This window comes from Xanthobacter aminoxidans, from assembly GCF_043193615.1.
GTDB classification, from domain to species: Bacteria; Pseudomonadota; Alphaproteobacteria; order Rhizobiales; family Xanthobacteraceae; genus Xanthobacter; species Xanthobacter aminoxidans.
Genome location: NZ_JBAFUS010000002.1, coordinates 498,254 through 517,883 on the forward strand (window position 1 = coordinate 498,254; position 19,630 = coordinate 517,883).

A 19,630-nucleotide genomic window follows, 5' to 3' on the forward strand; every position below is an offset into this window, starting at 1 on the left:
CATGCGCCGCGCGGGCTATTGGTGAGTTCGTCAGTGAACGCCGAAATAGGCCTTGTGCAGCTCCCCATCGGCGGCGAGCGCCGCGCTGGTGCCGGAGGCGACGACGCGGCCCTGGGCCAGCACGTAGCCGTCATCCGCCACATCCAGCGTCTGCCGCACGTTCTGCTCCACAAGGAGGATGGTGTAGCCCTCCTCCTTCAGCTGCCGCACGATGCGGAACACCTCCGAGACGAACAGCGGCGACAGGCCGAGGGACGGTTCGTCGAACACGATCAGCTCCGGGTCGGTCATTAGCCCGCGGGCGATGGAGAGCATGGAGCGCTCGCCGCCGGAGAGGGTGCCGGCGAGCTGGTTGCGCCGCTCCTTCAGCCGCGGGAAGGTCTCGAACATGCGCTCCATGCGCGCGGCAAGGCGGTGGCGGTCCTTCTCCAGAAGGCCGCCGACTTTCAGGTTTTCCAGCACGGTCATGCGTGGCAGCACGCGGTTGCCCTCCGGCACGGTGGCGATGCCGAGCGCGGCGATGCGGTGGGTGGCGAGATTGGTGATGGTGTCGCCGCCGAACGCCACCGATCCGCGCCGCACCGGGGTCAGCCCCAGGATGGAGCGGATGAGGGTGGACTTGCCCGCCCCGTTGGCGCCGAGGATGCAGGTGATGCGGCCGGGCTTTGCCTCGATGGAGACGTCGTGCAGCACGTCCGCCCGGTCATAGCCTGTGGTGACGCTGGAGACGGAGAGGCGGCGGGAGGCTTCGGGACGGGGAGTTTCGGTCCGGCTCATTGGGCGCCTCCGAGATAGGCGGTCTGCACTTCGCGATCGGCGATGAGGGCGTCGAACGGCCCCTCGAAGATCTTCTTGCCGAAGTTGAGCACGATGCAGCGGTCCGAGATGCGGCGGATCACGTCCATCTCATGCTCCACGAGGACGATGGCGAGGTCCGGCATTTCCTCCCGGAAGGCGAGGAGGTCATCCATCAGCGCCCGCGTCTCCTCATGGGTCATGCCGGCGGAGGGCTCGTCCAGCAAGAGGAGGCGCGGGGCGCCGACCAAAGCCCGGCAGATCTCGATGCGCCGCCGGTCGATCATGGTGAAGCTGCCGGCCGGCTTGAACAGGTTCGCCGCGATCTGCGGGTTGAAGCGGCGGGTGAGGGCGGTCGCCCGTTCCACCAGCTCGGACAGCTGGCGACGGAAGCGGCCGCGCAGCACGAGGGCGGAGAGGAGGCTGAGGTCGAGCCGCCCCAGCGCCCCCAGCGCGATGTTGTCGAACACCGTCTGGTCCAGCATCAGGCGCGAGCGCTGGAAGGTGCGGGCGACGCCGGCCCGGCCGATCTCCTGCGCCGAGCGGGCGAAGAGGTCCTGCTCGGCAAGCTGCACCGCCCCGGCCGAGGGCTTGTAGAGGCCGGTGAGCACATTGAAGAAGGTGGTCTTGCCCGAGCCGTTCGGCCCGACGAGGCCGATGGTCTCGCCCTTGCCGACGCGGATGTCGAGGGCGTCCAGCGCCGTCAGGCCGCCGAAGCGCATGGTGAGGCCGGAGCAGGCGAGCAGCGGGCTCATCGGGAACCTCCCTTCACGAGCGCGGAGAAGTCGCGGACCGCGCGCGGCATGAGGCCGGACGGGCGGAAGCGCAGGATGGCGATGACCAGCAGGGCGAAGATGACGAGGCGGAATTCCTGGATCGCCTGCAATTTCTCCGGGATGACGAGGATGACCACCGCCGCCACCACGGCGCCCCAGAGATTACCGAGCCCGCCTAGCACGAGGATGGACAGCATGATGAGGCTGTCGCCGAAATTGGCGCTGTTGGGGTTCACGAAGCCGTTCATCATGCCGTAGAGCGCGCCGGCGACGCCGATCATGGCGTTGCCGAGCAGGAAGGCGGTGGCCTTCCAGCGGGCGATGGAGAGGCCGAACACGCTCGCCGCCACCTCGTCCGAGCGCACCGCGTCCAGCGCCACGCCGACGAACGAGGTCTCCAGCCGCCGCACCAGGAAGAAGGCGAGGCCGAACAGGGCGCAGGAGGCGAGCGCATAGGGCAGATAGAAGGAGACGTCGTAGGGCTCGATCTCGGTCATCCGGCTGAAGTCGAGGCCGAACAAAGAGAAGGATTTCACCTTCATGCCCTGCGGGCCACCCAGCACGTCGTTCACCTCCAGAAACGCGCGCAGCAGCAGGCCGAACGCGATGGTGACGAGCGCCGCATAATGGCCCCGCGTGCGCAGCACCGGCAGCAGAAGCACCAGCCCCAGCACCGCCGCGGCGAGGCCGGCGATGAGCAGGACGAGAAGGTGCGGGATGCCCGTATTCCCCAAGAGAGCCGCCACATAGGCGCCCACCGCGAAGAAGGCGGCGCCGGCGAAATTGGGCACGCCGGCGAAGGCCATCTGCAAGGTGAGGCCTGCGGCAGCGGTGGCGAAGAGGGCGACGGTGGCCATCATCAGCAGCGTGTAATGCTCCTCGCGCAGCGCGGCGGCGATGGCGAGGATGCTCACGGCGGCGGTGAGGTTCACCGTGCCCGGATGGGCGCGGCAGAGGCCGACGATGCGTCGGCCCACGGGCACCTTCTCCGCCAGCGCGAACACCGCGACGAAGGCGGCGAGCAGCGCGATCACCTGGCCCTGCTGTTCGGCATGGAGCAGGAAGCCGCCGCCGGCGAACAGGAGGGCCACGGTGGCAGCCACGGCGAGGCGCGCGCGGCCGCCGGTGCGGGCCGTATCAGCGGGAAGGGAGGGGGCAAGGTCCGCCATGCTCATCTCACACCCGCTCGCTGGATTTCTCGGCGATGAGGCCGGTGGGGAACAGGCCGATCAGGGCGATGATGACGGCGAACGCCACCACGTCCTTGTAGGCGCTGGTGAAGGGCAGCACGACGGTGACGAGGGTCTGCACGCCCGCGAACAGGAAGCCGCCGATGATCGGCCCGATGAGGCTGCCGAGGCCGCCCACCACCGCGCAGGCAAAGCCGATGATGCCCAGCATGACGCCCATGTTGAAGTTGATCTCCCGGTAGTAGAGCCCGAGCATCAGCCCCGCGAGGCCGGCGAGCATCGATCCCAGCGCGAAGGTACCGAGCACGGTGCGGTTGAAGCTGACCCCCGCGAGCTGCGCCACCTCCTCGTCCTGCGCCACCGCGCGGATGGAAAGGCCGAGGCGGGTGCGGGTGATGACGAGGTGGGTCGCCAGCACCACCGCGAGGCCGGCGAGGAGGATGATGACGCTGTCGATCCCCACGCTGAAGGATCCCGCCTTCAGCACGCCGTCCGGCAGCAGGGCCGGGAAGGGCTTGGGATTGCCGCCGTTGGGCACGCCGAGGCGGATGGCCTCGCGCAGCACGGTGCCGGCCATGAGGGTGGCGAGCAGCACGTTGACGCCCGGCGCGTTCTTCAGCGGCAGCACCAGAAGCCGGCCGATGATGACGCCGGAGAGCGCGCCCGCCCCGAGCGCCGCGATAAGCCCCACCGCCAGCGCCAGCGGGCCGGAGAGGGTGGCGAGCGCGGCCATCAGCCCCGCTGCCCCGAAGGCGGAGAAGGCGCCCACCGTCACCACGTCGCCGTGGGAGAATTTGATCACGTCCAGCACGCCGAAGAACAGCGAGAAGCCGACCGCGACGATGGCGTAGATGGTGCCGAGCATCAGCCCGTTGAACAGGTATTGGGCGAGAAGTCCGGGATCCATGGCGGGTCTCTCAAGGGGAGCACAGGCCGGCGCGCTGCAAGAAGGGCGCCGGGGGCGAAGGGGGGCTGTCATGCCCCGGCTCGTCCGGGGCATCCACTTGGCCGCGGGTTCGCTGCTCGAAAGCCAGGCGTCGGTCGTGGCGCTGCGGTGGATCCCCCGGACAAGCCGGGGGATGACGGGCTGAGGGGCCAGAGCCGGCCCCTCAGTTGCTCGCTGCCTTCCCCGGCAGCTTCTTGCTGCCCGTCGCATAGGCACTGTCGGGCCAGTAGACCCACTTGCCGTCCTGCGAGACATAGACGTTGGCGGAGACGATGTTCTGCCGGTGGTCGTCGAAATTGATCTCGCCGACCAGCGCCTTGTAGCCCTTGGTGGTGTTGAGGATGTCGCGCACCTTCTTGCGGTCCGGACCGGCCTTCTCGATGGCGTCCATGATGAGATTGGCGGCGGAGAAGGCGAACGGGCCGTAGGCGTCCGGGTCCTCGCGATAGCCGGCCTTGGCATAGGCGTCCATGAAGGCCTTGCCGTCAGCATACTTGGTCAGCGGCGCGCCGTTGTGGAACGAGACGGTGCCCTCGGCTGCCGGGCCGGCGCCCTCGATGAAGCCGGCGCTCATGATGCCGGACACGCCGGCCAGCTGCGCCGGGATGCCGAGCCGGTCCATCTGCGAGCGCACGCGCACGCCCAGCGGCGTGAGGCCGCCGATGAACACCACGTCCGGCTTCAGCTCCTTCACCTTGGTGAGTTCGGCGGTGAAGTCCTGCTGGTCCGGCGGCACCGGGAAGGTGGCGAGGATCTCGCCGCCCTGGGGCTTCAGATTTTCGGCGAAATACTTGTTCTGGCCCTTGCCGTAGTCTGTGGTGTCGTGGATGACCACAAAGGTCTTGAAGCCCTGCTTGGTGAGGAACTCCGCGGCCATCTTGCCTTCGTTGATCATCGTGCCGTTGACGCGGTGGATTTCCTTGTAGTCGTTGCCGTAGGTGATCTCCGGCAGCACCGCGCCCCACACCACCACCGGCAGGCCGAAGCGGTTGTAGGTGTCCACCGTGGCGATGGCCACCGCCGAGCAGTAATGGGTGATGCCGGCGATGATGGACTTGTCGGAGGCCGCCTTGGTGGCCACCTGAACGCCCACGTTCGGCTTGCACTCGTCATCGAACGGCACCAGCTCATAGGTGTATTTGGCGTCGGGCTTGGCGTTGTGCAGGTCCACGGCCAGCGACGCGGAATTGCGGCCGCCGAGGCCGGTGGCGGAATTGCCGCCGGTGAGCGGGCCGATGAAGGCGATCTTCACCGTGTCGCGGGCCAGCGCGGGCGCCGTCGCCAGCGACAGCGCGGCGAGCGCCGCGCCGGCGACGTTGAGCAGTTTTCGGCGGGCAAACATTTGATCCGTTGCCATGTGATGATCCTCTGGAAGGGTTTGTTCTGGTGAGGCCGTGCGGCGCCGGTCGTTGCCGGCCCCGGTCGAGGAAAATTCAGGCCGCGCCGTCGGCGAAGAGCATGTCCGCCGTGGGGTCGAGCGCCCCGTCGTCGGCGGCGCGGGCGATGGCCGCGCCCTCGGAGAAATAGGCCGGCTCGCGGGCGGAACGGTCCACCTCCAGGTGGAACACGTCGAAGCGGTTGTAATAGCCCACCACGTCATGGAACTGCTTGGGCTCCACGCAGCGGGCAGTATCGATCTCGGCGTAGAGGATGCCCTCGTGCTCGCCCAGCACCTCGCCCACCACCTGCGAGGTGGGATCGAGCACCATGGAGATGCCGCGCGGGGACTTGTCCATCACCTCCAGGCTCGCCTTCCCCATGCTGCCCATGGCCTCGCGCATGGCGGCATCGACGAAGCCGGAGGCGACGATGTTGAACACCTTCGCCTCGAAGGCATGAGCGCCGGCGCGGATCTCGATGGCGCGCTTCAGGTCGTAGGCGCCATCCTCCTCGGGCGGACGGGTCGGCCAGATCGGCGGATAGGAGGAGATGTGCACCTGCTCCCCCTGCGCCATCAGGGCATAGCGCGCGAGGGGATTGGTGTTCTCTCCGCAGATCAGCATGCCGACCCGGCCGATCTCGGTGGCGGTGACGCGCAGGCCGCGCGCGTCGCCGTTCGCCCACACCAGCTTCTCGTAGAAGGTGGGGACGAGCTTCCGGTGGTGGTTGAGGATCGCGCCGTCCGGCCCGATCAGCACGTTGGAATTCCAGATGCAGCCGACGCTGGCGTCGGTGCCCTCGGTGAAGCCGAGGGAGACGTGGACGCCGTGCCGGCGCGCCGCCATGCGGATGGTGCGGATGGCACCGTCCGAGAGCTTCTGCGCCTCAGCAACCAGCGCGCGGAAGAAGCCGTGATTGTAGATGGGCGCTTGCAGCGCCGCCCACACCGGGAAGCCCGGCAGGAAGGATTCCGGGAACACCACCAGCGCGGCGCCGTTGGCGGCGGCCTCGGCGATGAGGTCGCAGGCCTTCTCGGCGGTCTTGTCCGCATCGAGGAAGACGGACGAGGCGTGGCAGGCGGCGGCCTTGAAGCGGGGATATTGGACGGTCATCGGGCTCTTCTGCCAGTGGGGCGGCGGTGGGTACGCCGGCTCATGATGGCGTGGTGTCCCGTGTGCGGAAGGGCGCAAATGTGCAGGGGCACTTGCGCATATTCCTATGCGGCAGGTGTGGGCGCGGTTCCGGGGCCGGTGCCGGGGGCGCTTTGCCTCGACAGGGCGCAATTGCCCGGCTGCGCGCCGCCTCTGGATGAGGCGCGGTGCGCAAAGGATGGCCTTCGGGCCGACCATCGCCCTCTTTGCGCACCGCGCCTTGCACGATTTCCGATGGCGCGGCGAAGTTCGGGGGCGGCCAATATCCGGGTGGCGCGGCCAAGCGCCCCGCCTTCGCCCATTGCCTTGCGGGACGCGGCGAAGAATGATCCTTGCGAAAAATGAGCGCGTCGCCGGTTCGGGCTGTAACGTTCGGGTGGGCGCGTGCGAACTGACCCTCGGGAACGTGTAGATGGACGACCGCGAACTGCGGTGGGCGCAATTGATGCGGAGCGCGCTTGCCGGCGATGGCGCGGCCTATGAGCACTTGCTCCGTGAGCTGGCGCCCGCGCTGCGCATGGTGGTCCAGCGCCGCCTTGTCCGCCTTGGCGCGCCCACGGCGGAGACGGAGGACATTGTGCAGGAGACGCTGCTGGCGGTGCACCTGAAGCGGCACACCTGGCGCGCCGAGGACCCCCTCGGGCCCTGGCTTTGGACCATCGCCCGCAACAAGATGGTGGACCATCTGCGTCGGCGGGGGCGGCGGGTGGAGGTCCCGGTGGAGGATTTCGCCGAATTTCTCCCGGCGCCGGAGGAGCGGCCCGACACCGGGGCCATGGAGGTGGAACAGCACCTGGCCCTGCTGCCGCAGAAGCAGCAGGCGGTGCTGCGCTCGGTGGCGGTGGAGGGCGCCTCCGTCGCCGAGACGGCGGAGCGGATGCGCATGACGCCCGGCGCGGTGCGCGTGGCGCTGCATCGCGCCTTTGCGAGCCTTTCGGCCCGCCTGAGGGAGGAGTGAAGGAACGACGTGAAGACCGATGACCTCATACGCGCCCTCGCCGCCGACGCGCGGCCGGTGCGCAGCTTCAGGAGCACGCTGGCGCTGGCGCTTGTCGTCGGCGTCGTGGCGGCGGCGTGCGTGTTCGCCCTGCGTCTTTCGCCGCGGCCGCATCTTCTGACCCAGCTGGTGGAATGGCGCCTCGCCTTCAAGTTCGCGGTGACGCTCACGCTCGCCGCATCGGCGGTGGTGCTGGCGCTGCGCCTGTCGCAGCCCGGCGCGCCGGTGGGACGGGCAGCGCGGGCCCTGCTGGTGCCGGCCCTCCTGCTTGCGGCGGGTGTCGCGTCCGAGCTGGTGACGACGCCCGCGAGCCAGTGGCGGCACGAACTCGTCGGCCGTTACGCCATCTATTGCACGACGCTCATTCCCATGATCGCCGCCCCGGCATTGGGCGCGCTCCTCCTCGCCCTGCGGCGCGGCGCCCCCACCCACCCGACGCTGGCCGGCGCCGCCGCGGGCCTCGCTGCGGGCGGCATCGGCGCCGCCCTCTACGCCCTCCATTGCGTGGACGATTCCCCGCTGTTCGTCCTCGCCTGGTACAGCATCGCGGTGGCGGTGGTGACGGCGGTGGGCGCGCTCGTGGGTAGCCGATTGCTGCGCTGGTAGGGCAGGGGCTTCGGTTCCCGCGCCGCCGTTGCCGCGGGTTGCGAACGGGCGGCTCTTCGGCGGCCGGCGCCGCCGCCCGTCACTGTTGCCCTTTGGTCGCTTGCCGGCTCCGTCTTCCGCCTGCCGTTCCGTCACCGCCTAGACCGCGCCACGGCGCTTAGCTACCCCTAATTGCAACTCTGGTCAGGGAGAGTTGCGGTCATGGCGGCAAAGGCAAAAACCGGCTTCAGCGGGCTCGATAAGAGCAAGACGCTGGCCGAGAACACGGTGAATGCGGGTCCGGTGGTGCTGGATTCGAATGTGACGTTTACGGCGACATCGCCTGATATTTTCACCCAAGGATACTTTCTTGTCGATGTTACCAATTTTGGTGGAAATGACCATTTCTACCTTAAAGACGGTGGGGGTATAAAGGTCGTTTACGGACAAGATTTTGGATCTGTTTATTATAATGATGTGCTGGTCGGAACAGTCACGTCAGGCGGTCCGTACATATCGGTCACTCTTGAGCCGAACGTAACAGCAGAATCTATGACCGCTATGGCGAGAGCGGTCTCATATTACTACGATGGCGACACACCCTCAGCGTTCGGTCGCGTCGTCACTTATAGAGTTTTAAACTCGTCCGGTGCGGATACCTCAGCCACCATGCAGCTCAAGCTGAAGCCCGAGAACGACGCGCCCGTGTTCTCCGGCCTCGATGCCCAGTCGGTCCATTCCGCCTCGCAGGCCGCAGCGGGCGTCGTCATCGACGCCGACGTCCATGTGGCCAATCCCGATTTGACCGGCTTCAAGGGCGGCAAGCTCGCCGTCCATCTCGCCGGCGCGACCGCGACCGATCAGCTTTATCTGTCGGATGGGCATTTCAGCATCACCGGCAAGAAACTCTATCTCGATGGGAAGCAGGTCGGCACGGTCTCGGCCGATGGACACAACGGGCACGACCTCGCCTTCACCTTCTCCGCCGCCATATCGGATGCGCAAGCGAGCCAACTCGCCGAGCAGGTGTCCTATCGCTCCACCGCCGCCTCCGCCCCGAGCGGCGCGCGGGACGTGACCTTCACCGTCACCGACGCCGAGAAGAGTTCGACGAGCGCGCATGTCTCGCTGGGGTTCGAAGCGGATGCGCCGACCCTCCTGTCCGCCAACGCCATGGTCTCCGACCCCTTCGCGACCCTGAAGGCGGCCGCGTCCGGCGCGCCGGACGATCTCTCCGCCGTGTTCGCCACGCTGGAAGCGCGGGCGGCGGGGTTGCTGGAGGCGGCGTCGCACGCTCATGGGGCCTTGGGCGCGGATCATCTGCCGGACCTCCATTTGCCGGCGGCGGTCGCCGACTATCTCGATGCCATCGGCTCATCCATTCTCGACCATGCGCAGTCGGCGCATCCCGCGCTGGTGCACGAGCTGTCCGACCGGGCGGCGGCGCTGGCGGCGCATGTGCATGACGTGCTTCATCCCGTGCACGGGAGCGCGGATGCGCTGATCTGATCCGCGGCCGGCGGCGGTCGATGCTCTTGCCAGAACGGCACGGGCCGTGCCCATCTAGGGCGCGGCTGTTCCGGGCGGGAGGCAGGCGATGTCGCAAAGCGAGGGCCGGGTCGGGGCGCGGGACAGAGGCGGCTTTGATCGCCGCAGCCTGCTGAAAGGCGCGGCGGCACTCGCCGTCGCCGGGGGTATCGCTTCGGGCGCACGGGCCGCGGCCGGCGGGCTCATTGATGCACACAGCCACAGCTGGGGCGGCGATCTCTCCCGCTATCCCATGGTCAACGGCCAGACCGCGCGCGACCGCGATCCGCCGGACTACGATATCGACACCGTGCTGGCGCGGGAGGCGGCCATCGGGGTGTCGCGGGTCGTGCTGGTTCAGCACATCGGCTATTTCGGTTTCGACAGCTCCTACCTGACGGATGCCGCGCGGGCGCACCCCGGCACCTTCGCCGTGGTCGGCGCGGTGGACGATCGGCGGGCCGACGCGCCGGAGGCCATGCAGGCGGCCAAGACGGCGGGCGTGAAGGGGGTCCGCCTGAGGGGCGTCAATACCGCCTCCTGGCTCACCTCTTCCGTGATGGCGACCATCTGGGCGACGGCGGCGGAAGAAAACCTCGTGCTGTGCCCGCTCCTGCGCGACAGCCCGGATATGAGCGACGACGCGCTCGTGCATGTGGCCGAGATGTGTCGGCGCTACCCCGCGACGAATGTCTGCCTCGACCACATGGCCCATGTGAAGCCCGGCGACACCCGGCAGCTGGACAGGCTTCTGGCGCTTTCCGCCTTTCCGGGCGTGACGGTGAAGGTGTCGGGCCTCAACAAGTTCGACACGCCTCCTTACGACCGGGTGATCCCGCAACTCGTCGCCCTCATCGCCACCTTCGGTGCCGGCCGGCTGATGTGGGGCAGCGACATGCCGGTGCTGGAGCGCGAACCGCCCAACACCCTCCAGGCGGCTTTCGATTTCATCGCCCGCCGCGCGCCCCTCGACGATCAACAAAGGGACTTTCTGCTGCGGGGAACGGCCGAGCGGGTGTTCTTCGGCGGATAGGGGCTGCGCGTTCAGGTTGTGTCGGGAGGGGTGGCGTGGTTTTACCTAGCGTCATTTCCGGTTTTTCTCTGTAATTCGACGAAGGCTGCAAGACGAACCGCGCCGTTGGTTGCGTCATCCTCATCTTCGCTGGTATTCTCGCAGCCTTCGGGACACGAACACACGCAGGGCGGGATGCGGGGCGGGGCAGGCAGTGGGGCGCATGACGGCGCGGCCGGATGGGCCGGACGCGCGCGCTTGGCTTTGCGCCTTCCGGTCGTCATGCGCCTTCCCGTTGCGTTGCGTCTGCTTTTTGTCGTCCTGATCCTCGTCAACGGTGTCGCCACCTTCGTTCAGGCCGGCAATGCCGCGGGCCTCAGGTGGAATGCGGTCGAGGTCGAAGGGCTCGTCGCCTCTGGCCTGCTGTGCGAGCACGAGAGCGGGCAGGCGGGCTCTTCCGCCCCCGATCAATCCCCCGCCCATCCCTGCTGCGCGGATTGCATCGCCTGTCCCTGTGCCGACGGGATGCTGGCGCCGCCGCCGACGCCTGTCGCCCTCGGTGCCGTGGGCAGATTCCACATGGTGCGTGCCGATCTTCCGGCCGCCCAGCTGGCCACGCAATTTCCCTTCAAGCGCGGGCCGCCGCCACGCGCACCTCCCCACCTCGTGACCGCCATCACGGCCGCCTGAACCGGCGCGCTCGCGCGCCTTCGGTTTCTCACGAGGATTTTTCATGACCAGGCTTCACGGTGCCGTCAGCCTTTGCGCGCTGACCGGCCTTCTTCTCGCTGCGCATCCGCCCTCCGCGCACGCCCATGGAATCGCGGGCGACCGCGTGTTCCCGGCGACCCTCACCTTCGACGATCCGGCCGTGGCCGATGAGCTCGCCTTGCCCACCGTGCAATATCTGAAGGATAGCGACGGCGTCGGCGGCACCGGCTATTCGTTAGAATATGCCAAGACCATCACCCCGTGGCTCGGCATCTCGGTCGAAAGCGGATGGCTGCAGAACACCCCCGGCCATTCGGGCTTCGACAACATCGAGACGACGCTGAAATGGATGCTCCTCAACAATGCGGAGCATGAATTCATCTTCTCTCTGGGCCTCAGCATCGAATGGGGCGGCACCGGCAATTCCAAGGTGGTGGACAGCTACACCACGGTCTCGCCGAATCTCTATTTCGGCAAGGGCTTCGGCGACCTACCGGACAGCCTCGCCTTGCTCCGCCCCTTCGCCATCACCGGCCAGCTGGGCTATGGCCTTCCCACCCAGCTCACCGATCCGCTGACCTTCGAATCCAACCCGCGCGTGCTTACCTGGGGCCTGTCGCTGCAATACAGCCTGCCCTACCTCAATCAGAACGTGCGCGAGATGACCGGCCAGCCGGATTTCATCAAGCAGCTCACGCCCATCGTGGAAGCGAGCTTCCAGTCGCCGGTCTCCAACATCGGCGACGGCGCGCGCATCACCACGGGCACCATCAATCCCGGTGTCATCTGGTCCAATGGCGCGGTGCAGGTGGGCCTTGAGGCGCTCATTCCCATCAATGCCCAGAGCGGCAGCCATGTGGGCGTGATCGGCCAGCTGCATTTCTTCCTGGACGATATCTTCCCGAACGGCATCGGAAAGCCTCTCTTTCCCTGAGACGCCGTTCCCTTCCCTGATCCCCTTTTCGCGAGATCCATCATGAAGCGCATCGCAACCCTCGTCGCCGCGGCCGCCCTCGGCCTCCTGTCCGCCACCGCCGCCTTCGCCCATGCCCATCTGGAAAAGGCGGTGCCAGGCGTGGGCACCACCGTTTCGGCCGGTCCCAGCGAGGTCCGCCTCGTCTTCAGCGAGGCGGTGGAGCCCCGTTTTTCCTCCATCGTCGTCACCCGTGCGGACGGTTCGGCCGTCGCCTCCGGCGCGGCGGCCGATGCCTCCGATCCCAAGGCGCTGGTGCTGAAGCTGGGGGCGGCGCTGCCGGCCGGCGCCTACAAGGTGCAGTGGAAGATCGTCTCGGTGGACACCCACAAGACCGAGGGCAGCTTCGGCTTCCAGGTCGGCAAATAGTGGACGTCTTCCCCCTCATCCTCGCCGCGCGGTTCGTGCACTTCGCGGCGGGGCTGGTGCTGCTCGGGGCGCCGCTGTTCGTGTTCCCCGCCGTTCCGGTGTGGGCCGGGGCAGCGGGCGCCATAGCCGTGCGGGCGGCGGAGCGGATGGTTTTGCTCGCGCTGCCGGCCGCGCTTGTCTCCGCGCTCATGTGGGCGGGGGCTGCGCTGGTGGACATCACTGGTGCGCCGGCGAGCCTTGCCGATTCGAGCCTCGTCTCCGGCTTCCTGCTGGAAACAGGGTTCGGCCGGGCCATGGCGTTCCGGCTGGCCGTGCTCGTCGTGGCCGCGCTCGCCTGCCTCGCCCCGCGCGGACGCAGAAGGCTGGCGGCGGTCGCCGGCGCGGGGGTGGTGCTGATGGCGAGTGAAAGCCACCTGGGCCATCCCGGTGCCGCCGAAGGGGCGCGGGCGGTGATGCTGGTGGCGGTCCATGCGGTCCATGGCACGGGCGCGGCGGTGTGGATCGGCGGGCTGCTGCCGCTCATCGTGCTGCTGGACGGGTGGGCGAAAGCGCCTGATGAAGCCGCAAAGGCGCCGGGCGCCGTGCTGCGGCGGTTCTCCTGCGTCGGCATCGGGGCGGTGCTGATGGTGGGCTTCGGCGGTAGTCTTGCCGCGATCCTGCACATCGAGACGCCAGCCGCGCTGCCGGGGACGATCTACGGCCGCATCGTTCTGCTGAAGGCGACGGTCTTCGCCGGCCTTGTCTGCCTCGCCTTGCGCAACCGGCATATAGCCCTGCGCCTCGCCCGCTCGGACGCGCGGGGCGCGGACCTTGCGCGCATCGCGATGAACAGCCGGCTGGAGGTGGCGCTGGCCCTTGTCGCCGTCTTCCTCGCCGCGCTGCTGGGCATGAGCGATCCGCAGCTCTAGCCGGGGCGGCTCACTCCGGCTCCGCGAGGCGATAGCCGACGCCCGTCTCGGTGCGGATGTAGCGGGGCTTTTCGGGATTGTCCTCCAGCTTCTGGCGGAGCTGGCGGACATAGACGCGCAGATATTGCAGATCGTGCATCTCGCCCCACACCTGCGAGAGCAGATAATGGTGGGTGAGCACCTTGCCCGCATGCTGCACCAGCACCCGCAGGATGGCGTATTCCTTGGGCGAGAGCTTCACCTCCCGGTCCTTCACCTTCACGATCCGCCGCACCAGATCCACCGAAAGGTCGCCCACCACGAACAGGGGCTTCTCGCCCTGCTGCTGGAGGCGGTGGCGCAAAGCGACGCGGATGCGGGCCACCAGCTCGTTCATGCCGAACGGCTTGGTGACATAATCATCCGCCCCCGCCTCCAGCGCCTCCACGATGCCGGGCTCGTCGGTGCGGCTGGAGAGGATGATGATGGGGCAGGTCAGCCCCTCCTCGCGCCAGCGGCGCAGCAGGTCGCGGCCGGGGATGTCGGGCAGGCCGAGGTCGAGGATGACGAGATCGGGCGCGCCCGCGGCCATGAGCGCCAGTGCCTCGGCGCCGGTGGCGGCGCTCTCCACCCCGTAGCCCTGCGTCGGCAGGCCGGTGGCGAGCAGGCGGCGGATGGCGGGCTCGTCGTCCACCACCAGGAGCTTCACCGCCGCGCTCACGGGGCCGCCTCCAGCATGGGGGCGAGCGCCCGCGCCGGCAGGTCGATGGTGAAGACGGCGCCGGAGCGGTCGGCCCGGTTGGCCACGGCGATGGTGCCGCCCAGGGCTTCGATGAAGCCGCGGCAGATGGCGAGGCCGAGCCCGGTGCCGGCGCGCACCTGATCTTGCTTGCGGGCGCGGAAGAACTTGTCGAACACCTTGTCCACGTCCTCGTCCGGAATGCCCGGCCCTTCGTCCAGCACCTGCAACGTCACATGTCCATTCTCGGCCCAGCCGTGGAGGGAGACGAGGGAGCCGGCGGGCGCGTATTTCGCGGCATTGTCGAGGAGGTTGAACAGCGCCTGCTCGAACAGCACCGGATCGACGTTCAGCATGGGCAGGTCCGGCGCAAGGTCGATCTCCACCCGGTGGTCCTTCAGGATGGAGGCCGCCCGCCGCATGGCGCTGCCGACGATCTCGGCGAGGTCGGTGGGCGAGGCATTGGGCACGATGGCCCCGGATTCGAGCCGCGTCATGTCGAGCAGATTGGCGATGAAGCGGTTGAGCCGCAACGCCTCCTCCTCGATGGTCGCCAGCATCTCCCCGCGCTGGTCCTCGGTGAGGGCGGCGGCGAAGCTCCTCAAGGTGCCCGCTGCGCCGAGGATGGAGGCGAGCGGGGTCTTCAGGTCGTGGGAGATGGAGGTGAGCAGGGCCGAGCGCAGCCGGTCGGTCTCGGCGTCGAGCCGCGCCTTCTCCACGTCGGAGACGAGGTTCGCCCGCTCTACGGCGAGGGCCGCCTGGTCGGCGAGGGCGTCGAGCAGCCGGCGTTCCTCGGGCGAGAGGGGCGGGCCTTCCTTGTCCTTGTCGATGCCCACCACGCCCACCGCCCCGCGCCCGGTGTGCATGGGCAGGAACAGGCGGCGCGCGCCGGGCAGCGTGTCCGCGCCGCGGCCGGCGGGGCGGTTGTTCTCATAGGTCCAGTTGGCGGCGGCGAGATCCGCCGCGTCGATGGCGTCTTCCGGGGGGTAGCCGGCCTTCACGGTGAGCGCGCCATCCTCCGGCAGCAGCATCACCACACGCACCTTCAGCATGGAGGCGATCTGGAAGGCGGTGGCCCAGAGCAGATCGTCGAGGCTCACCGCGCTCGCGAGCTTCTTGGAGAAGAGATAGAGGTCTTCCGTCGTCTTCGCCCGCGCCCGCGCCGCCAGTGCCTGCCCGCGCACCCGCGCCGTGAGGTTGCTGGCAATGGCCGCCACCACCAGGAAGAAGAACAGCGCGATCACGTTTTCCGGATCGGCGATGGTGAAGGTGTAGAGCGGCGGGATGAAGAAGAAATTGAACGCCATCATGGCGGCGACCGAGGTCGCCAGCGCCGGCCACAGGCCGGAGCGCACGGCGCTCACCAGCACGGCGGTGAGGAAGACGAGGGCGACGTTCTGCAGCCCCAGCAGCCGTTGCAGGGCGACGCCCACGAGGGTCGCCGCGGCGACGAGGAACGCGCCCTCCGCATAGGCCCGCACCTCCCGGCGCACCGGCAGCGGGGCGACCGCGCGCGCCTCCTCGGATGCCGGCGGCCCGGCGTCGCCAGCGATCACATGGACGGAGATGTTGCCGGAGCGGCGCACGAGGTCGTGCACCACCGAGCCGTGCAGGATCTCGAACCAGCGTGAGCGGTCCGACTTGCCGATGACGATCTGGGTGACGTTGGCGGAGCGGGCATAGCCGAGCACATCGTCGGCGATATGCGCGCCGCCGGGCACGGTAACGGCCTCCGCCCCCAGCCGCTCGGCGAGGCGCAGCACCTCGGCGATGCGGTCGCGCTCGGTGTCGCCGAGCTGGAAGCTGCGCTGCGTCTCCACATAGAGCGCCACCCACGGCGCCCGCAGCCGGTCGGCGAGGCGCTTGGCATAGCGCACGAGGGCCGCGCAGCGCTTGTCCTCGCTGATGCAGACCAGCACCCGCTCGCCCGCCGCCCACGGGCCGGAGATGGCATGGGCGCGCATGTGGCTGAGCAATTGCTCGTCCACCCTTTGGGCGGTGCGGCGCAGGGCCAGCTCGCGCAAAGCGGTGAGGTTGCCGGGGGAGAAGTAATTGTCCACCGCGCGCCGGGCGGTGTCGGGGACGTAGACCTTGCCGTCGTGCAGCCGCTGGATGAGATCGGAGGGGGTGATGTCGATCACCTCGATCTCGTCGGCGCGGTCGATGATGGCGTCGGGCACCGTCTCGCGCACGCGGATGCGGGTGATCTGCGCCACCACGTCGTTCAGGCTCTCCACATGCTGGATGTTCAGCGTGGAATAGACATTGATGCCGGCGGCGAGCAGTTCCTCCACGTCCATGTAGCGCTTGGCGTGGCGGCTGTCGGGGGCGTTGGTGTGGGCCAGCTCGTCCACCAGCACCAGATCGGGCTTGCGGGCGAGGATGGCGTCGATGTCCATCTCCTCCAGCTGCCGGCCCTTGTAGGAGACCTTCCGGCGGGGGACGATCTCGAAGCCCTCCACCAGCGCCTGCGTCTCGCGCCGGCCGTGGGTCTCCACCACGCCGATCACCACGTCGGCGCCTTCCTTCAGGCGGGTGCGGCCGGAGGCGAGCATCTCATAGGTCTTCCCGACGCCGGGGGCGGCGCCGAGGAAGATCTTCAACTGGCCACGGCTCTCCCGCTGCGCCTCCTTCAGGAGGGCGTCCGGCGAGGGGCGGTGGTCGCTCTCGCGCTCTTCGGGCATTGCCGTCTCCCGGCCGGGCCGCTCAGGTCCCGCCTGTTCTATTTTGCGCCGGCGAAGCGGTCCAGCGCGAGATTGAGGGCGAGCACATTCACCTTGGGCTCGCCGAGGAGGCCGAAGGTGCGCTCGTCCGTCTCGTGCGTCACCAGCCGGCGCAGCACGTCCTCATTGAGGCCGCGCGCCTTGGCGATGCGCGGCACCTGGAACAAGGCGGCCTCCGGCGAGATGTCCGGGTCGAGCCCCGAGGCGGAGGTGGTGACGAGATCGACAGGCACCGCCGCGCCGGGATTCTCGGCCTTCAGCGCCGCCATGTCGCCCTTCACCCGATCCATAAGGGCGGGGTTGGTGGGGCCGAGGTTCGATCCCATGGAATTGGCGGCATTGTAGGGCTGCGGCACGGTTTTGGAGGCGTCCGCCGGATCGGTCCCGGTGGTGGCGGAGGGGCGGCCGTGGAAGTAGCGGTCGGACGTGAAGGTCTGTCCGATGAGGGCGGAGCCGACCACGGTGCCGTTCTTCTCGATGAGGCTGCCATTGGCCTGCGACGGGAAGACGAGCTGCGCGGCGCCGGTCATGGCGAAGGGGTAGGCGAGGCCGGTGATCCCCGTCAGCAGGACGATGAGGACGAAGGCGGGGCGAAGAGTGTTGAGCATGTTCTATCTCCCTGGAGCCGTGGCGCCTGCCTTCACCTGCGTCATGCCCGGGCTTGTCCCGGGCATCCACGTCGTGCCGCTGGTGCGCTGCTCGATTTGCGGGCGCCCAGCCGCCGGACGTGGATGGCCGGGACAAGCCCGGCCATGACGGCGTAAGGGAGAAGGGAGGCGTGCTCCTTTTCAGACGTTCAGACGAGGTGCAGGGCGGTGACGGCCACGTCGATGATCTTGATGCCGGCGAACGGCACCACGATCCCGCCGAGGCCATAGATGAGCAGGTTCCGCTTGAGCAGCGCCGCCGCGCCGATGGGCCGGAACTTCACGCCCTTCAGCGCCAGCGGAATGAGGGCGATGATGATGAGGGCGTTGAAGATGATGGCCGAGAGGATGGCGCTCTGCGGCGAGGCCAGCCCCATCACGTTCAGCGCGCCGAGCTGCGGGTAGAAGGCCACGAACATGGCGGGGATGATGGCGAAATACTTCGCCACGTCGTTGGCGATGGAGAAGGTGGTGAGAGACCCGCGCGTCATCAGCAGCGCCTTGCCGATCTCCACGATCTCGATGAGCTTGGTGGGGTCGCTGTCGAGGTCCACCATGTTGCCGGCCTCGCGGGCGGCCACCGTGCCGGTGTTCATGGCGACGCCCACATCCGCCTGGGCGAGCGCCGGGGCGTCGTTGGTGCCGTCGCCGCACATGGCGACCAGCTTGCCCTTGGCCTGTTCGTCGCGGATGAGCTTCAGCTTCGCCTCGGGGGTGGCCTCGGCGAGGAAGTCGTCCACGCCCGCCTCGGCGGCGATGGCGGCGGCGGTGAGCGGGTTGTCGCCGGTGATCATCACCGTGCGGATGCCCATGCGGCGCAGCTCGGCGAAGCGCTCGCGGATGCCGCCCTTCACGATGTCCTTGAGATAGACGACGCCCAGCACCTTGCCGTCGCGGGCGACGGCCAGCGGCGTTCCGCCGGCCTTGCCGATCTCCTCGGCGATGGCCTGCACCTCGCGCAGTGTCTCCGGAGAGACGGGACGCATGGCCGAGCCGGGGGACTGGAGATCCTTCAGGATGGCATCCACCGCGCCCTTGCGGATCACGGTGCCGTCCACGTCCACGCCGCTCATGCGGGTCTGGGCGGTGAAGGGTACGAAATGGGCGTTGAGGGTCGCCATGTCGCGGCCGCGGATGGCGTATTTCTCCTTCGCCAGCACCACGATGGAGCGGCCCTCCGGCGTCTCGTCGGCGAGCGAGGCGAGCTGTGCCGCGTCCGCCAGCTCCTGCGGGCTCACGCCGCGCACCGGGCGGAATTCGGCCGCCTGACGGTTGCCCAGGGTGATGGTGCCGGTCTTGTCGAGGAGCAGGGTGTCCACGTCGCCCGCCGCCTCCACCGCGCGGCCGGACATGGCGAGCACGTTGAAGCGCACGAGGCGATCCATGCCGGCGATGCCGATGGCTGAGAGCAACGCGCCGATGGTGGTGGGGATCAGCGTCACGAACAGCGCGACCAGCACGACCACGGAGATGGTGCCCCCCGCATAGGCGGCGAAGCTCGGGATGGAGGCGGTGGCGAAGACGAAGATCAGCGTCATGCCCGCGAGCAGGATGTTGAGGGCGATCTCGTTCGGCGTCTTCTGCCGCTCGGCGCCCTCCACCAGGTGGATCATGCGGTCGAGGAAGGTGGAGCCCGCCGCTGCCGTGATGCGCACCTTGATGTGGTCGGAGATGACCGTGGTGCCGCCGGTGACGGCCGAGCGGTCGCCGCCGCTCTCGCGGATCACCGGCGCGCTCTCGCCTGTTATGGCGGCCTCGTTGACCGAGGCGACGCCTTCCACCACCTCGCCGTCGGAGGGGATCACATCGCCCGCCTCCACCAGCACCACGTCGCCGACTTTCAGCGACGTGCCGGCCACTTCGCGCCAGTCATTGCCGGAGCCGGTGAGGAGCTTGGCCTGCGTCTCCGTGCGGGTGCGGCGGAGCGAATCCGCCTGCGCCTTGCCGCGCCCTTCCGCCACCGCTTCCGCGAAATTGGCGAACAGCACGGTGAACCACAGCCACAGGATGATCTGGAAGGAGAAGCCGAGGCCGGCGCCTCCCGTCACGAGGTCGCGCACGAAGAGGACGGTGGTGAGGAGGGCGACCACCTCCACCACGAACATCACCGGGTTCTTCACCATCGCGCGCGGATCGAGCTTCTTGAACGACGCGCCGATGGCCGGCACCAGGATGGCCGGGTCGAGGATGCTGCTGGAACGGGGCTTGGCCATTTATGGCTC

General features: G+C 68.4%; 18 protein-coding genes. 8 read left to right on the forward strand and 10 right to left on the reverse strand.

The genetic code is table 11. From position 1 onward, the window contains the following. Positions 1 to 30: 30 nt before the first annotated feature. The 6 genes from V5F74_RS11315 to V5F74_RS11340 all read right to left on the reverse strand — a co-directional run bounded on the left by V5F74_RS11315 (position 31) and on the right by V5F74_RS11340 (position 6,199). Complete coding sequence (locus V5F74_RS11315; RefSeq protein WP_394008095.1) at positions 31 to 777, reverse strand: ABC transporter ATP-binding protein; 747 nt, start codon at positions 775 to 777, stop codon at positions 31 to 33. Further along, complete coding sequence (locus tag V5F74_RS11320; RefSeq protein WP_394008097.1) at positions 774 to 1,550, reverse strand: ABC transporter ATP-binding protein; 777 nt, start codon at positions 1,548 to 1,550, stop codon at positions 774 to 776. The genes V5F74_RS11315 and V5F74_RS11320 overlap by 4 nt, the downstream gene beginning before the upstream one ends. Further along, a complete protein-coding gene (locus tag V5F74_RS11325) occupies positions 1,547 to 2,740 on the reverse strand; it encodes a branched-chain amino acid ABC transporter permease (protein ID WP_394008099.1) in 1,194 nt (397 codons plus the stop codon). Before V5F74_RS11325 ends, V5F74_RS11320 begins: the two co-directional genes overlap by 4 nt. 7 nt (positions 2,741 to 2,747) lie before the next feature. Then, positions 2,748 to 3,668, reverse strand: coding sequence for a branched-chain amino acid ABC transporter permease (locus V5F74_RS11330; RefSeq protein WP_394008101.1), 921 nt, complete (start codon positions 3,666 to 3,668; stop codon positions 2,748 to 2,750). Positions 3,669 to 3,870: 202 nt separating this feature from the next. Next, entirely contained in the window at positions 3,871 to 5,064 is a 1,194-nt protein-coding gene (locus tag V5F74_RS11335) for a branched-chain amino acid ABC transporter substrate-binding protein (RefSeq protein ID WP_394008103.1), read from the reverse strand. Positions 5,065 to 5,140: 76 nt separating this feature from the next. Next, a complete protein-coding gene (locus V5F74_RS11340) occupies positions 5,141 to 6,199 on the reverse strand; it encodes a carbon-nitrogen hydrolase family protein (RefSeq protein WP_038192355.1) in 1,059 nt (352 codons plus the stop codon). Positions 6,200 to 6,650: 451 nt separating this feature from the next. Here V5F74_RS11340 and V5F74_RS11345 point away from each other — a divergent pair, with 451 nt between their 5' ends. From V5F74_RS11345 to V5F74_RS11380, 8 genes are all read left to right on the forward strand, one after another. After that, a complete protein-coding gene (locus V5F74_RS11345) occupies positions 6,651 to 7,196 on the forward strand; it encodes a sigma-70 family RNA polymerase sigma factor (protein ID WP_029554874.1) in 546 nt (181 codons plus the stop codon). Between the two features lie 9 nt (positions 7,197 to 7,205). Further along, positions 7,206 to 7,841: an NrsF family protein gene (locus V5F74_RS11350; RefSeq protein WP_029554873.1), complete on the forward strand. Its 636-nt coding sequence runs from the start codon at positions 7,206 to 7,208 to the stop codon at positions 7,839 to 7,841. 201 nt (positions 7,842 to 8,042) lie between these two features. Further along, positions 8,043 to 9,329: a hypothetical protein gene (locus V5F74_RS11355; RefSeq protein ID WP_156026202.1), complete on the forward strand. Its 1,287-nt coding sequence runs from the start codon at positions 8,043 to 8,045 to the stop codon at positions 9,327 to 9,329. Between the two features lie 88 nt (positions 9,330 to 9,417). Beyond that, positions 9,418 to 10,380 (forward strand): amidohydrolase family protein, encoded by a 963-nt coding sequence (locus V5F74_RS11360; RefSeq protein ID WP_029554871.1) that lies wholly within the window; start codon positions 9,418 to 9,420, stop codon positions 10,378 to 10,380. Between the two features lie 237 nt (positions 10,381 to 10,617). Then, positions 10,618 to 11,049 (forward strand): hypothetical protein, encoded by a 432-nt coding sequence (locus V5F74_RS11365; RefSeq protein ID WP_394008106.1) that lies wholly within the window; start codon positions 10,618 to 10,620, stop codon positions 11,047 to 11,049. A gap of 43 nt (positions 11,050 to 11,092) precedes the next feature. Continuing rightward, positions 11,093 to 12,004: a hypothetical protein gene (locus tag V5F74_RS11370; RefSeq protein ID WP_394008108.1), complete on the forward strand. Its 912-nt coding sequence runs from the start codon at positions 11,093 to 11,095 to the stop codon at positions 12,002 to 12,004. Between the two features lie 42 nt (positions 12,005 to 12,046). Beyond that, positions 12,047 to 12,412, forward strand: coding sequence for a copper homeostasis periplasmic binding protein CopC (gene copC, locus V5F74_RS11375; RefSeq protein WP_374249955.1), 366 nt, complete (start codon positions 12,047 to 12,049; stop codon positions 12,410 to 12,412). Then, positions 12,412 to 13,320, forward strand: coding sequence for a CopD family protein (locus tag V5F74_RS11380; RefSeq protein ID WP_394008110.1), 909 nt, complete (start codon positions 12,412 to 12,414; stop codon positions 13,318 to 13,320). Before copC ends, V5F74_RS11380 begins: the two co-directional genes overlap by 1 nt. 10 nt (positions 13,321 to 13,330) lie before the next feature. On the opposite strand, the gene V5F74_RS11385 is transcribed toward V5F74_RS11380, so the two are convergent. The 4 genes from V5F74_RS11385 to kdpB form a co-directional block, all read right to left on the reverse strand. Next, a complete protein-coding gene (locus tag V5F74_RS11385) occupies positions 13,331 to 14,020 on the reverse strand; it encodes a response regulator transcription factor (RefSeq protein WP_024278219.1) in 690 nt (229 codons plus the stop codon). Then, on the reverse strand, positions 14,017 to 16,722 hold the full coding sequence (locus V5F74_RS11390) for a DUF4118 domain-containing protein (protein ID WP_394008112.1): 2,706 nt from the start codon (positions 16,720 to 16,722) through the stop codon (positions 14,017 to 14,019). The genes V5F74_RS11385 and V5F74_RS11390 overlap by 4 nt, the downstream gene beginning before the upstream one ends. A gap of 38 nt (positions 16,723 to 16,760) precedes the next feature. Further along, positions 16,761 to 17,369 carry a K(+)-transporting ATPase subunit C gene (locus V5F74_RS11395; RefSeq protein ID WP_394008114.1) on the reverse strand — a complete coding sequence of 203 codons (609 nt, stop codon included), beginning with the start codon at positions 17,367 to 17,369 and terminating at the stop codon, positions 16,761 to 16,763. 188 nt (positions 17,370 to 17,557) lie between these two features. Continuing rightward, positions 17,558 to 19,621 carry a potassium-transporting ATPase subunit KdpB gene (gene kdpB, locus V5F74_RS11400; protein ID WP_394008116.1) on the reverse strand — a complete coding sequence of 688 codons (2,064 nt, stop codon included), beginning with the start codon at positions 19,619 to 19,621 and terminating at the stop codon, positions 17,558 to 17,560. Positions 19,622 to 19,630 lie beyond the last annotated feature (9 nt).

What these genes read in the sequence shown, in the direction of transcription:
- V5F74_RS11395 (WP_394008114.1), bottom strand. Translation starts at nt 17,369, where the DNA reads ATGCTCAACACTCTTCGCCCCGCCTTCGTCCTCATCGTCCTGCTGACG.
- V5F74_RS11390 (WP_394008112.1), bottom strand. Translation starts at nt 16,722, where the DNA reads ATGCCCGAAGAGCGCGAGAGCGACCACCGCCCCTCGCCGGACGCCCTC.
- V5F74_RS11330 (WP_394008101.1), bottom strand. Translation starts at nt 3,668, where the DNA reads ATGGATCCCGGACTTCTCGCCCAATACCTGTTCAACGGGCTGATGCTC.
- V5F74_RS11340 (WP_038192355.1), bottom strand. Translation starts at nt 6,199, where the DNA reads ATGACCGTCCAATATCCCCGCTTCAAGGCCGCCGCCTGCCACGCCTCG.
- V5F74_RS11335 (WP_394008103.1), bottom strand. Translation starts at nt 5,064, where the DNA reads ATGGCAACGGATCAAATGTTTGCCCGCCGAAAACTGCTCAACGTCGCC.
- kdpB (WP_394008116.1), bottom strand. Translation starts at nt 19,621, where the DNA reads ATGGCCAAGCCCCGTTCCAGCAGCATCCTCGACCCGGCCATCCTGGTG.
- V5F74_RS11320 (WP_394008097.1), bottom strand. Translation starts at nt 1,550, where the DNA reads ATGAGCCCGCTGCTCGCCTGCTCCGGCCTCACCATGCGCTTCGGCGGC.
- V5F74_RS11345 (WP_029554874.1), top strand. Translation starts at nt 6,651, where the DNA reads ATGGACGACCGCGAACTGCGGTGGGCGCAATTGATGCGGAGCGCGCTT.
- copC (WP_374249955.1), top strand. Translation starts at nt 12,047, where the DNA reads ATGAAGCGCATCGCAACCCTCGTCGCCGCGGCCGCCCTCGGCCTCCTG.
- V5F74_RS11360 (WP_029554871.1), top strand. Translation starts at nt 9,418, where the DNA reads ATGTCGCAAAGCGAGGGCCGGGTCGGGGCGCGGGACAGAGGCGGCTTT.
- V5F74_RS11370 (WP_394008108.1), top strand. Translation starts at nt 11,093, where the DNA reads ATGACCAGGCTTCACGGTGCCGTCAGCCTTTGCGCGCTGACCGGCCTT.
- V5F74_RS11325 (WP_394008099.1), bottom strand. Translation starts at nt 2,740, where the DNA reads ATGGCGGACCTTGCCCCCTCCCTTCCCGCTGATACGGCCCGCACCGGC.
- V5F74_RS11355 (WP_156026202.1), top strand. Translation starts at nt 8,043, where the DNA reads ATGGCGGCAAAGGCAAAAACCGGCTTCAGCGGGCTCGATAAGAGCAAG.
- V5F74_RS11315 (WP_394008095.1), bottom strand. Translation starts at nt 777, where the DNA reads ATGAGCCGGACCGAAACTCCCCGTCCCGAAGCCTCCCGCCGCCTCTCC.